The sequence below is a fragment of the Paenibacillus sp. VTT E-133280 genome (assembly GCF_002264385.1).
Classification (GTDB): Bacteria; Bacillota; Bacilli; order Paenibacillales; family Paenibacillaceae; genus Paenibacillus_AQ; species Paenibacillus_AQ nitricinens.
Genome location: NZ_NFUX01000033.1, coordinates 22,298 through 34,628 on the forward strand (window position 1 = coordinate 22,298; position 12,331 = coordinate 34,628).

Sequence of the window (12,331 nt, forward strand, 5' to 3'; positions counted from 1 at the left end):
AAAGGAGATTGCCATATTATGACCGCTATCCAAGCCGTTAACTGGAACCGTCCTGACGACGATTTCTCATTGATGTTCTGGAATCAGAACATTATGCAATTCTGGACGGACGATGAAATCCCATTATCCGATGATAAAATGTCCTGGCTCACACTCAGCGAGACAGAAAAGGATTCCTATATGAAGGTACTCGGCGGACTCACGCTGCTGGATACGATTCAAGGCGGAGTAGGTATGCCGCAGATTATGGAGCATGTCGAAGGCCTTCAGCGCAAGGCTGTGCTTGGCTTTATGGGCATGATGGAACAGATTCACGCCAAATCGTACAGCAGCATCTTCACCACTTTGTCCTCCACGGAGGAGATTGACAGTGTATTCCGCTGGGTTGAAGAGAATCCTTATCTGCAGTTCAAGGCAGAGACCATATCACAATATTACAAAAAAATAGATTCACCCAAAGATCTGTACCTTGCCATGGCAGCCTCAGTACTGCTCGAGAGCTACTTGTTCTACAGTGGCTTCTTCTACCCCCTATATCTGGCCGGTCAAGGCAAAATGACTTGCAGCGGTGAGATTATCGACCTTATTCTACGGGATGAGAGCATTCATGGGGTATATGTCGGTGTACTGGCGCAGGAGATCTTTGACGGGCTTCCAGAGGACGAGCAACGCGAGCTACACCAGAAGCTGGTAGACCTCCTTAGACTGCTCCATGAGAATGAAGAACGTTATACAGAGCAGATCTATGCTCCCATCGGACTGGTGGACGAGGTTAAGACTTTCCTTAGATACAATGCCAATAAAGCCATGATGAATCTGGGCCATGATCCGCTATTCGACGAGGAAGAGATCAACCCGATTGTTCAGAATGGTATCAGTACCCACACCAAGCAGCATGATTTCTTCTCGAAAAAAGGGAACGGATACGTGCGGGCGCTTAACGTGGAGCCGCTAAAAGATGAAGACTTTCAATTTTAAATATAGATAAAGCAAAAAAGTGCAGAGAACATTCTCCGCACTTTTTTGCTAACTGTAATATTAGATTATTGCAAACTTTTTAGGTATGTTCTGGCTTCTTCGTAGGTATCGTAAGCATCTGCAAAATCTCTACCAAAAATACGTTTCAATTGCATTCTCCAAATTGGATTTTTAGTTACATAAGCCCATCCTGCTTGACCAGCTTCACTCGCCATCGCACCTGTAGGGGCTAGCATAGCTGCAACCTCAGGAGTAAGTACACTTTTAGATTCTGTTACATCAGTTGTTCCTGTAAATTTAGGTTTAACAAGCTTCATGATATTTTCAAAGTCTTTAAGGTATCCTGGAACATCTTCAGCTGAAAAATCAATAGATACTACATCGATATGGTTCTCATTTTGGTTATACTTAATTGTGTATGGCATAATTTTTTTCCTCCAAGTTTTAAAGTTATTTTTTTAATGATAGAGATGAAAATATATGTAACTTCACAGACAAAAAATACCTGCCCCAGGCTTTTTCAGGGCGAAGACATCTACTTCCTGCATCGTTTTTATAACAACACCCTTTCTAGAATATTAACTAATACATATTACCTATATTATTATCGACAAATTTCTTTTTTTATTTATATTAAAATACAATTTTCTACAAATTCCAACATATCCATGGTCATATTTCCCTTAATTCATTCATTTTTGTGTATCAGCTGTCCCTTACAAGCATGCAATTTGCCAACATACGAAGAATCTGTTTTTAGACAACTAAAAAAGACTCTGCGTGCGACTTCCAATTTTAATCCAGTCACCCTACAGGTTTTTGGAACCAGAATACGCCGCAAAGCCTTTAATATTATATATTAGTTGTTATATAAGTAAATTAATCCTTAATTACTTTGTTGCGGAATAGCCCCCGTCAATCACATGTGCTGTACCTGTAATAAAGGAAGCCTCATCACTTAGTAGGAAGCATGCAAATGCAGCTACTTCCTCAGGCGTACCGTATCTGCCCAGAGCCGTTCCAGAAGCGATAAGAGATTGAAGCATCTCTACATCATCAGACAACAGCTTTTCATATCTGTTCATGGTTGGTGTTGGGATAGGACCAGGGCAAATAGCATTTACTCTGATGTTCCGGTGACCCACTTCTTTGGCAACGGATTTAGTCATGCCTACAATGGCATGTTTACTTGCTGAATAGGCTGCATCATTGGCCATCCCAATGAAAATACCATGCAAAGAGGAACAATTTAGAACGGAAGCTCCGGATTTCATATGTGGTAATGCATAATGCAACATGTAGAATTGGCCATTAAGATTTGTCTGAATCACCTTTTGAAACAATATCGGATCATATTCTGTAACATCCGCATTATCTCCTGTAATTGCTGAGTTGTTGTAAAGGCAATCAATTTTTCCGTAGGCTGCCAATGTTTGATCTACAATATTTTTGCAGTCTGCTTCAAGAGAAACGTCTGCCCGAACAAACAACGCCTGCCCGCCTAAAGCTTTGATTTCTTCAACTGTGTTAGCTCCAGCATCTGATCGATTGGCAACTACTACAGTACCACCCTCACTTGCTACTCTTAAGGCTGTAGCTTTTCCGATTCCTGTACCTGCACCTGTAATAATAACTACTTTGTTCTCAAATCTGTTGCTACTCATTATGTGCACCACTTTCTTCTGTCTTTTTCAGGAGGAGGATTCGAACCTCATAGACCCTAAAGTCACCTGATGCAATGCGAATTGGAACATTTTTGCAGAAAAATCGACAAAATTATCCTCTATATGACAACTTTATTGTATTTAATTGTATATAGCAATCAATATTTTGATCGACATAAAAAATACACCCCTTAGAATTTCATCAGAAAAACCAGAAGTTTTATCCAATGTATATTCTAAGGGGTTTGGTAGTTTGCAAATCCGTCGTTGTTAATGAAACCATATTCCAAACAAATTATTTATTGGCTTATAGATAAGGATAATTAGAAACAGCGGACTGGGGATGTTCAACTTTAACAACGCGCATAAGGTCGCGCCAAGCCCCAAAATCCAAAATATAAAATATACGCTAAGATCACGTACTCGGCGCTTTCGTATTAATTTAGGCAAATCAAGTGCCATACAACCAACAGCAATCACCAAAAAAAACAGTATTATCATTTGGCTTCACTCCTTGATTTTTTCAAGAAAAGAATTATCTGTTAGACCCACGCGGTTAATAACTACTGAGGCACTATAATGGACGGGTAATGATTTAAGATAGTCATCGCCTTTTGTTTGCTGTAGCTTTGCCCAAGCTTTAGGGCTGGCATGGTAGATCGATTGTCCAAATCCCATAATATCAACATTGAAGCGATTATTTACTTGCTCCACAGTGTTTTGCATCCGCTCAATAATCCGTTCCTCTGTTTCCTTCTCCAACCGTCTTATAGTGCTTACCAGTTCCAAATTCTCCACACTTTGCACTTCTTCAATATTGCAAAGCGTCTTCACATTAAGGTAAATATGCGGCTCCCCATCAATAATTTTTACTTTGCGTTTGGTTGAAGCCTGGATCGCTTCGATAACAATAGGTTTTCCGTCTTCCCCTGCTACCGGACCAGAATGTGAGGTTACCTTATCATTGATATAATTGTAACCGATCGTTTCACCCTCGTTTAGCCAACCGATCAGTTTGTCTTTTCTGAACACAGCAACAGTATGGTATTCCAATCTCGCCTTAGGCATTGTTCGCTCTACATTGCTTTTATCTCCACCCTCTTTGGGATCTCCCATAACTTCCACTCCGGTAAGTACAGGGTTTTCACCTTGGGACATTAAAGTTTCAATAAAATCATCCAGCGTGACAGCGACTGTTTTTGCTGAATCTTTATAAGAATTATCTAGGGAACTAAATAATTTGTTCGCTGGTAATTTATCCATAGGTGTAAGGACATTCAAGACATCGCTAGCGGTTGTATTTCTGGCAACCATAACGTAGAAATCCATTCGAGGTTCCCGACTTCTTTTAAATACGTCCAGTATCTCGCCCACTCCGGAGCGGGCAAGTTCCTCCCCAATCACTAACACCCGGATATGACCAAGATAACTTGTTCTAGAACTATCCAGATTCAACATACGTTGTGCATCATAAAATGTAGGTACCGTAAATTTATAAACAACCACCGGGACTCCAGTACCTCCCCCTCCTCCATTCGATTGTGAGGAAATTGCAGATGGAATAACGACCTGCATCGAAACTGTATAACCAGTTTCAGCCTTGTCGATCCCTATCCCCAGGACAAAGGCTACCTCATTTAGCTCCTTTCTTTCCCAACAGCCACTTAGCACTAAAGTAAATTGGAGAGCTATCATCAATCGGAGAGCGCCTCTAACTAATTTTTTATTCATTGTGTTGATTCCTCATCACTGGATGTGCTTTGACGAAATAGGTTCTGTGTCTTGTTCTCAGCAGGTCTTGTCTTTAAAAAAGGCCACGGAAAGCGAAAAATTGAGTCTTTTAAGTCTTTTGAGTTATAAGGTCCGAGCGGACTCATGTAAGGCATTCCGAAAGAACGCAAGCTCGACAAATGCAGTACGATGATAAAAATCCCGAATAGAATGCCATATAATCCGATAAATCCTGCCAAAGCTATAAGCACAAAACGGATCATCCGTGCAGCTATAGACATTCCTGTCTCCGGAATAACAAAACTGGAAATGGCTGTAAGCGATACAATGATGACCATTGCAGAGGAAATAAAACCCGCCGCAACCGCTGCTTGCCCAATCACCAACGTTCCGACAATGGAAATTGCCTGTCCAATATTTTTAGGTATCCGCACCCCCGCCTCCCGCAAAATCTCATAAGTCATTTCCATGATCAGCGCCTCGACAAAAGCAGGAAAAGGAACACTCTCCCGCTGGGCAGCTAAACTAATTACAAGATTGGTCGGTATCATCTCCTGATGATACGTAGTAATCGCAACATACAATGAAGGTGCAAGCAAAGTAATAAAAAACGAAATAAAACGAACTAATCTCAGCAATGTTCCAATATCTGCTCTTTGGTAATAATCCTCAGCAGACTGAAAAAATGCTACAAAAAATGTGGGTACCAATAGTACAAAAGGGGTACCATCAACAAGAATGGCTACTTTTCCTTCCAAAATACCTGCTGCAATCGTATCCGGACGATCACTGTTGTATACAGTAGGAAAAGGTGTAACTGCCGTCTCTTGAATAAACTCTTCAATATATCCACTCTCGAGAATACTGTCCGTATCAATTTTATTCAGACGGTGTTTTACTTCTTGCACCAAATCCTTATTCGCTATGTTACTTAGATACATAATGGATACGCTAGTTTGAGTCACCCTTCCGATCTGAACGGTTTCCAGCCATAAATGGCTATCTTTTATTTTCCGCCGAACCAGTGCTGTATTCGTCCGCAAATTCTCCGTGAATCCTTCCATTGGACCTCGTACAACCGATTGCGAACTGGGTTCTCCTACATTGCGATCTTCCCAGCCAGGTAAACCGATCCGGAGAGCGGTGGATGTCCCATCGAGCAGCAGCATTACACTACCGGACAATAATTCGTGTACAAATTGGTTGAAATCAACGATGACGGTTAGATCACCGGCTATTAATATTTGTTTCTTAATAATCTCAATCTTCTGCTCGGGTTCAAGCTTCCCCAGCTGTTCATAAGGAATATGTTCCTGCAAAGAATACAAAATTGAATTGTGCAGCACCTGAGTATCTACAAGACCATCTATGTAAATCAAAGAAATATGAGTATTTTCTTCTATCTGCAACTCTTTTATCACTACATCAGAACTTCCGCCCAGCAACCCGTACAACTGATCAATATTGGTTTTCAATCGGTTTGATAGTCTAACAGTCTCCGAGCTCTTCATGATGTAGCCTCCACTTCACTTAGATTAATGAGTATAGTTTGATGTTAATTTTGATAATTATTCCTTTCTGATTAAAATTCGGAATGGCATAATTCTGGTAACTACAACCATACTAAAACTAGTCCAATAAATTTGAGGGGGTATATGCATTTGGAGAAAGATCGAATTAGTACCAATCAAATGATTATACTCGGGCTATTCACATTTATTGGGGATATGGCGCTTGTGTATCCAGCGTTAATGATATCAGGAGCGCAACAAGATGCATGGATTGCTGCTTTGATTAGTATTCCCTTGGGCCTGACAACCATAAAACTGTTGCTCTGCTTAGCAGACATTGAACCCGACAAGAATATTATCGAGCTTAGCCTACAAATTCTAGGAAAATGGGCCGGAACAGCTGTAGCCTTGTTCTATCTAGTGTTCTTCCTGATTGCAGCTTCCACCTACATAAGAGAAATTGAAGATTTCATGTGTACACAGATTTACGAGAAAACACCCGGTGGGGTTATCCGTTTTATGGCCATTTTCCTGCTGGTATATGGCGTACGATTGGGTCTGGAGACATTGGGACGGGCAGCTCAGCTTTTTTTCCCTTTGTTTGCAGTTTTTTTGATTGGTCTGCTGCTTCTGCTAACACCCGATGTCAAAATGGAACGTTTATACCCCATCATGAACACACCAGTACCGGACATGCTCCATACTTTGATGTATGGTGTTTTTTATCCTTTTGGTGAATTGTGCGTGTTTCTTATGGTATATCCTTATGCTCAGAAGAATAGCAAAACTAGCCGGGATATTTTCATAGCCTTGATCATCGGAGCTCTGGGACTTAACCTCATCTTATTTTTTTCCATTACCGTTCTTGGTGTTTACGCTTCTGAACATCAATTTTATGCCGCATATATTCTTGCTCAAAAAATTAATATTGCTAATTCTCTGCAACGTATTGAAGCGCTTATGGCTACAGCATGGATTATCAGTACATACTTCAAAACAGCCATTTATTACTATGCTTTAACATTAGGTACAGCCCAATTATTTAAACTTAAAAGCCATCGCCCACTGATCATACCCACTGGATTTTTGTTATTTGGTATGTCACAACTGATTGCCAAAGACATCATTTTCTATGTAAAGGAAATCCCTGCCTACTGGGTAGATTGGGATTTCACTCTTGCATTTGTTCTGCCGCTTATGTTGCTAATTGTGTATTATTTTAAAAAACGTCTTGCAACCAAAGGCTAAACGACCTCACTTCCGAAATTAAAAAAAGGACAGCTATTGAGCTGTCCTTTTTTTAATGAATTACTTGCCTGTTGTAGATTTATTCCTTCTTATCCAAAGGTATCGACGATGGTGTTACGTCACGAATAGGTTCATTTGACACTTCAAAGGTTGATCCACAACTCGGACAAAAGCGAGCCTCGATGGCCACATTTCCACCGCATGCTTTACAGTGCTTCACATCAGACAACCCAGCGATTTGCTGCAGATTGACCTCAATCTCCGACTTCAGTTCAAGAATACGGGAAATATTCTTCTCGATCTGCTCACTCGGCAGTGGTCCTGCTCCTTGTGTTACAGCTTCAAACAACAGTTTACCCATTACTTGATACTGCTGGTCAATGTCATTCTGCTTGCTGTTGTTCTGTAATTTCAAACGATTGATCTCCACCACTGTCTTTGCCTTATTCCCAGCCTCGCTTACGCCTGCCTTTACCTTGTTAAAAAAGCTCATGTTCAGCCCCCAATTCCGTAGTAGTCATATATAAGCATATTTCGACACCGCCACAAGTATTCCTCTCTTTATTGTACCTAACTTCAACCGCGATTTGTAGTTCATCCACAATCATGAACTTATTTCCCCCGCCTTCCTGCGGGAACGAACCTCGACTCAGGTCTGGTATTTAAAACCGCCTTCAGGCCGTTTTGCCACATTCGAAAAGGCTATACAATAAGTACATAAGCAAGCGGGTTGCAAGATTTAATAATACTCACCCCCATCAGAGAGGATGACAATAATAAATGAAAAAATTATATCGTTCCAGAAGTGACCAGAAAATTAGTGGTGTATGCGGAGGTCTTGCCAGTTGGTCAGGCATCGATGCCACAATTCTCCGTCTCGTAACGGTTGCGGCAGCACTTTTCAGCTTCGGTACCGTTCTTATCTTTTACTTTATCGCCAGCATCATCGTCCCTAAAGAACCTTTTGGCAGCTTTTCGGATGGACATGATTTCTATTAACAGATCGTCCTTTAATACCAATCAAACATACTAAGGAGAGATATAACATGAGTTTATTCAAAAGAATTTCCACCCTTACTAAAGCTGCCCTACACGAAGGTCTGAACAAATTAGAAAATCCAGTGCTACTGACAGGTCAGTATCTGCGCGATCTTGAGAACGAAATAGCTGCGGCAGAACGCAATGAGCGTGATTTAAAAGTTACAGCGAGTGTATTGGAACGCCGTAAGCAAGAATATACTCAGTTGATAGAGCAAAGCGAAGCTGAAGCCGTTCAGGCGGTTGAGCAAGGAAATGAAGAAAGAGCGCGCCTTACACTCATGGCCAAGCTGCGGTATACAGAACAGCTGGATGAGAGTATCAATAGTCAGGTGCAAACGCAGCAATCCCTGGCAGAGCTGGAGATCAATATCGCTAGAGCTAAAGAAGAGCGCGAACAGCTTAAAGCGAAAAGAACTGAACTTATCGCTCGTGCTCAGCAAGCTACAGAAACACTAAGCTCCGCTCCTCATAGCAACAGTGTAAAAGGACCTAATGTGGGTACCGCTTCACGTGGCTTCGAACGAATGGAAGAGAAGATTTTCGAGTGGGAAGCTCTGGCGGAAAACGCCAAGTATAAATCCAACTCAGGAGCAGGCGCAGCTTCGTCCATTGATCCTAACCTTCGTAGTGCTGTTGATGATGAAATTGAACGTATCCGCAACCGGAAAATCAATACCGACAAAAAATAAATATAATAACAGGCCCCTTATTTCTCAGCTACTGAGCTATATAAGGGGCTTGTTTTTTCTATTCCTCTTCATCCCGCGAATCATTTTTTTCGATTCCGGATCTACACGGTAAGACTCTGTGATTTTCTGCAAAGCCTTGTTATAGGTGAAATCATCTAAAGTATTAGTTCTCAAATAACCTATCGTAGCCGCAGGCAGCTTCACATAACACATCGATAACGCCCAAGAAACTGCCATTTTTACATAATACCCCTCATGTCTGACCTTATCGAGTAGTTGTAAAATCCGGTTGATGTACGCTTCTTCAATAAAGAAATTAAGCATCATTACTACCGCAAATCGAATCTCGTATTCTTCGTCAGATGATAGATACGGAACTATAAAATCCCACATCTGTTCTTTATTCTTCAAGGTAAACTTCAGTCCTGTACAAAAGCTATCACATACCGACCAGTTATCGATTTTGGGGATAAAATCTGCGATATATCGCAGGATGTCTTCAAGCTCTGCTTTCACGTAACCAAGCACCATACCCTGCAGCATTACTTCTTCAAAATAATCTGACTCGGCGTGCTCCAAATAGGCTCTCCAGTCACCCTTTGCAATGGTTTTGGCGAGTTTACGCAGCTCCGGTAGCCTGACTCCTATCACATTATCAATCGTCGGAAGTAAAGCCGCAGAAAACTTCTGGTAGTCCGCATCTGCCAACTCCACTAGCTGTTCCTTTATTGATTTCTCCACTATAATGCTCCCTACGTATTAATTATTGAAATGAAATCTCCCATAAATATATGGAGGCTACCGAACCGAAGGGTGAGTACCTGAGACGGTATTGTTCGAATTGCTCTTTGGTAAGCGTATCAAGCCCATACAACTTCATCATGCCACGACGAATGGCGATATCTCCCCAACTAACTACATCTGGGCGCTCCATACAATTGATTAGCATCATCTCTGCTGTCCACTTACCGATGCCTTTTAACTTCATGAGTCTTTGAATAACCTCTTGATCGGATAACCCAAGTAGTTCCTCCAGCTTAAACGCCCCATCAGCAATCAGCTTGGAAATGTCATGAATACAAACTGCCTTTTTCATCGTCATACCGCAACCCTGAATCTCATCCGCCGTGTGTAAAGCTAGCTGCAGCGGAGTGATTTCTCCGAATTGAGCCTGCATTCTTGTCCAGATGGTCCGAACTGCTTTGACTGAGATTAGCTGACCTACTATGGCATAAATAAGCGCAGTGAAAAGATCTGGAATAATCACACGTTCCACTTTCCCCATTCGCGCCATCGTCGCACCTAGCACTGGGTCCACACTTCCGAGGTAATCGATTTCTGCTTGTCCATATTCAAAAAATTTAGTGATTACAACTCCCAAAGTATGTCCTCCCGTTTTTGAGCTTAACAATAATATACAATATCTATTTTGCAGTGTACGGATTCTTGAATAGGATAGCAAGATAACGAAACTTGAAAAAGCTACAACACTTCTTGTACACCTTATTTTTACTCAACTACTATTTGTAACTTGTACTAGATTGTATTTATCATTTTACTACTTTAATATGAATGTATATATGATAGATGAGGAGCTTTACGAATGGACTTTATAGCAATTGACTTTGAAACGGCGAATTCCAGTCGATCCAGCGCCTGTGCTTTAGGACTTGTGGAAGTTAAAGATGGCGTTATCACTGCAGAACATTCTTGGCTGATCGATCCGCAACAGCGGTTTGACGGCATGAACATTTCGATACATGGCATCACCCCTTCCATGGTAATCGGTCAACCTACTTTTCACGAATTATGGCCCGCCGTTGAACCTTTGCTGCATGGACGAATCGTTGTAGCACACAATGCCGCTTTTGATATGAGTGTACTGCGGTATTGCCTCGATGGGATGTCCATAAGCTATCCGAGCTTTCAATACTTATGTACTTATTTATTAGGGAAAAAAATGCTGCCCGAGCTTCCCTCTCATAAACTTAATGTAGTATCCGAGCATTTCGGCATTGAGCTGAAGCACCATGACGCTCTCGATGACGCACGCGCAGCGGCTTTAGTTCTATTAATGCTTATGGAGCGAGAATCACACCTTGACCCGCTTTTGCTCTCTAGCAGCCAAGGATATACTAGCGGAACAATGTTTGCTGGTGGATACACTCCTTTTTCTGCTCGTAAGAGTAAGCCTGCTAAGAAACCTGTGAACAATCAAAGAACGAAAAACTTCTATTTATAAGAAAATATTAAGTTGTTTAGCAAAAAACACCCAATCGGCTTATAACAGCTGGTTGGGTGTTTTGCATTCGAAATGATATAGCATACATGCCGATTCATTCACTATGAAGAAATCTAACCTTGCTGGTCATTATAGGGAAGAATTCCGTATATTCTATCAGCGATCAGTGAACATCCCATCGGTTCTTCCAGATCACCAACCAAGATCAACACAACATACTAAATCTTCATCCGATATACTGCTTTATTCTCCAATCCTCTGATGAATGGCGTCCATTCTTCGGTTTCTGGTGTGGTATCCAGCGCATCCTCGACCATCTGCAGCTTCGCATCCATCGCGTCAATATGATGCAGCGCTACGGCCTCAGCCGTTTGCGGCTGAACAGGACTGCCCCATTCACCCAGGTTATGGTGTGACAATACGAGATGCTGTAACGCTAGAACCTTCTCTGAATTCAAATCAATGTCTAAACGGATGGCCGCTTCCGTAATCCAGTTAGATGCCATCGAAATATGACCAATCAGCTTACCCTGAACACTATATTCTGAGACAATCCCGAGCTGAGAGACCATCTCCTCCGGCTTCGCGATATCATGCAGAATAATTCCAGCTTTCATTAAATCTGGATTCAGGAATGGACGCTGCTTGCACAGAAAATCCCCAATCTCCAGCATACGGACCATATGATAAGCAAGTCCGGCAAAATAAGCATGGTGATGCGTTTTGGCAGCCGGATAATGCATCAATTTCTCTTCCACTTTGCTTACACAAAAGGAGACAATCGAAGCAATCTCCGGATCTGTAATGCTTGCCATAACCCCTTTAATCGTATGAATAAGGTCTACTGGACGAATAGGAGCGGAGCGAATGAAATCCGTTAACGCTACGCCATCCTCATCGTTCACCAATCTGATTTTGGTTACTTTGATTTGCAATTTCTCACGATAAGTGTGCGCAATCCCGCGAACCTTCACCAGTGCCATAGGAAAAAAAGTTTCTTTATCTGTTGTGCTGACGTCCCAATATTTCGCGGACAATTGTCCACTGGAATCTCCCAAGACCAGGTCGAAATAATCCTTTGGAGGAGTACCGTTCGTTTGTTTGATCGCTAGCTCTCTTAAGAGATAAAAGCCAACAAATTCATCCTGTGGAGCGAGCTGTTTAATTTGTGTCATGTTGAAGCCTCCTATTAATAACAGGCTTTGTACCTGCTCTCTATATTAAACT

At 41.7% G+C, this 12,331-nt stretch carries 13 protein-coding genes; 5 read left to right on the forward strand and 8 right to left on the reverse strand.

Annotation, left to right across the window (positions count from 1 at the left end; translation table 11 throughout):
- The first annotated feature begins 18 nt into the window (after nt 1-18).
- A complete protein-coding gene (gene nrdF / locus CA600_RS15550; RefSeq protein WP_094871205.1) occupies nt 19-978 on the forward strand; it encodes a class 1b ribonucleoside-diphosphate reductase subunit beta in 960 nt (319 codons plus the stop codon).
- A 65-nt stretch (nt 979-1,043) separates the two neighbouring features.
- Here the strand turns inward: nrdF and CA600_RS15555 are convergent, their stop codons facing one another.
- The 4 genes from CA600_RS15555 to CA600_RS15575 all read right to left on the reverse strand — a co-directional run bounded on the left by CA600_RS15555 (nt 1,044) and on the right by CA600_RS15575 (nt 5,884).
- Nucleotides 1,044-1,403, reverse strand: coding sequence for a hypothetical protein (locus tag CA600_RS15555; RefSeq protein WP_094871207.1), 360 nt, complete (start codon nt 1,401-1,403; stop codon nt 1,044-1,046).
- 465 nt (nt 1,404-1,868) lie between these two features.
- Entirely contained in the window at nt 1,869-2,642 is a 774-nt protein-coding gene (locus CA600_RS15560) for an SDR family NAD(P)-dependent oxidoreductase (RefSeq protein ID WP_094871209.1), read from the reverse strand.
- 507 nt (nt 2,643-3,149) lie between these two features.
- On the reverse strand, nt 3,150-4,373 hold the full coding sequence (locus CA600_RS15570) for a Ger(x)C family spore germination protein (protein ID WP_094871213.1): 1,224 nt from the start codon (nt 4,371-4,373) through the stop codon (nt 3,150-3,152).
- Nucleotides 4,370-5,884: a spore germination protein gene (locus CA600_RS15575; RefSeq protein WP_094871215.1), complete on the reverse strand. Its 1,515-nt coding sequence runs from the start codon at nt 5,882-5,884 to the stop codon at nt 4,370-4,372. The genes CA600_RS15570 and CA600_RS15575 overlap by 4 nt, the downstream gene beginning before the upstream one ends.
- Nucleotides 5,885-6,028: 144 nt before the next feature.
- Between CA600_RS15575 and CA600_RS15580 the strand changes: the two genes are divergently transcribed.
- The gene (locus tag CA600_RS15580; protein ID WP_094871217.1) at nt 6,029-7,132 is read left to right on the forward strand and encodes a GerAB/ArcD/ProY family transporter; all 1,104 of its coding nucleotides are present in this window, start codon (nt 6,029-6,031) and stop codon (nt 7,130-7,132) included.
- 79 nt (nt 7,133-7,211) lie between these two features.
- Here CA600_RS15580 and CA600_RS15585 read toward each other — a convergent pair whose 3' ends face one another.
- Nucleotides 7,212-7,625 (reverse strand): zinc ribbon domain-containing protein, encoded by a 414-nt coding sequence (locus CA600_RS15585; protein WP_094871221.1) that lies wholly within the window; start codon nt 7,623-7,625, stop codon nt 7,212-7,214.
- A gap of 287 nt (nt 7,626-7,912) precedes the next feature.
- Here CA600_RS15585 and CA600_RS15590 point away from each other — a divergent pair, with 287 nt between their 5' ends.
- Nucleotides 7,913-8,131 (forward strand): PspC domain-containing protein, encoded by a 219-nt coding sequence (locus CA600_RS15590; protein WP_042185808.1) that lies wholly within the window; start codon nt 7,913-7,915, stop codon nt 8,129-8,131.
- A 47-nt stretch (nt 8,132-8,178) separates the two neighbouring features.
- Nucleotides 8,179-8,862 carry a PspA/IM30 family protein gene (locus CA600_RS15595; RefSeq protein WP_094871223.1) on the forward strand — a complete coding sequence of 228 codons (684 nt, stop codon included), beginning with the start codon at nt 8,179-8,181 and terminating at the stop codon, nt 8,860-8,862.
- 36 nt (nt 8,863-8,898) lie between these two features.
- Here the strand turns inward: CA600_RS15595 and CA600_RS15600 are convergent, their stop codons facing one another.
- Nucleotides 8,899-9,603 (reverse strand): DNA alkylation repair protein, encoded by a 705-nt coding sequence (locus CA600_RS15600; protein WP_094871224.1) that lies wholly within the window; start codon nt 9,601-9,603, stop codon nt 8,899-8,901.
- Between the two features lie 22 nt (nt 9,604-9,625).
- Nucleotides 9,626-10,243: a DNA-3-methyladenine glycosylase family protein gene (locus CA600_RS15605; protein WP_094871226.1), complete on the reverse strand. Its 618-nt coding sequence runs from the start codon at nt 10,241-10,243 to the stop codon at nt 9,626-9,628.
- Nucleotides 10,244-10,465: 222 nt separating this feature from the next.
- Between CA600_RS15605 and CA600_RS15610 the strand changes: the two genes are divergently transcribed.
- A complete protein-coding gene (locus tag CA600_RS15610; protein WP_094871228.1) occupies nt 10,466-11,104 on the forward strand; it encodes a 3'-5' exonuclease in 639 nt (212 codons plus the stop codon).
- 218 nt (nt 11,105-11,322) lie between these two features.
- On the opposite strand, the gene CA600_RS15615 is transcribed toward CA600_RS15610, so the two are convergent.
- Complete coding sequence (locus CA600_RS15615; RefSeq protein ID WP_094871230.1) at nt 11,323-12,279, reverse strand: 3'-5' exoribonuclease YhaM family protein; 957 nt, start codon at nt 12,277-12,279, stop codon at nt 11,323-11,325.
- Nucleotides 12,280-12,331: the final 52 nt, after the last annotated feature.

What these genes read in the sequence shown, in the direction of transcription:
- nrdF (WP_094871205.1), top strand. Translation starts at nt 19, where the DNA reads ATGACCGCTATCCAAGCCGTTAACTGGAACCGTCCTGACGACGATTTC.
- CA600_RS15555 (WP_094871207.1), bottom strand. Translation starts at nt 1,403, where the DNA reads ATGCCATACACAATTAAGTATAACCAAAATGAGAACCATATCGATGTA.
- CA600_RS15560 (WP_094871209.1), bottom strand. Translation starts at nt 2,642, where the DNA reads ATGAGTAGCAACAGATTTGAGAACAAAGTAGTTATTATTACAGGTGCA.
- CA600_RS15570 (WP_094871213.1), bottom strand. Translation starts at nt 4,373, where the DNA reads ATGAATAAAAAATTAGTTAGAGGCGCTCTCCGATTGATGATAGCTCTC.
- CA600_RS15575 (WP_094871215.1), bottom strand. Translation starts at nt 5,884, where the DNA reads ATGAAGAGCTCGGAGACTGTTAGACTATCAAACCGATTGAAAACCAAT.
- CA600_RS15580 (WP_094871217.1), top strand. Translation starts at nt 6,029, where the DNA reads ATGCATTTGGAGAAAGATCGAATTAGTACCAATCAAATGATTATACTC.
- CA600_RS15585 (WP_094871221.1), bottom strand. Translation starts at nt 7,625, where the DNA reads ATGAGCTTTTTTAACAAGGTAAAGGCAGGCGTAAGCGAGGCTGGGAAT.
- CA600_RS15590 (WP_042185808.1), top strand. Translation starts at nt 7,913, where the DNA reads ATGAAAAAATTATATCGTTCCAGAAGTGACCAGAAAATTAGTGGTGTA.
- CA600_RS15595 (WP_094871223.1), top strand. Translation starts at nt 8,179, where the DNA reads ATGAGTTTATTCAAAAGAATTTCCACCCTTACTAAAGCTGCCCTACAC.
- CA600_RS15610 (WP_094871228.1), top strand. Translation starts at nt 10,466, where the DNA reads ATGGACTTTATAGCAATTGACTTTGAAACGGCGAATTCCAGTCGATCC.
- CA600_RS15615 (WP_094871230.1), bottom strand. Translation starts at nt 12,279, where the DNA reads ATGACACAAATTAAACAGCTCGCTCCACAGGATGAATTTGTTGGCTTT.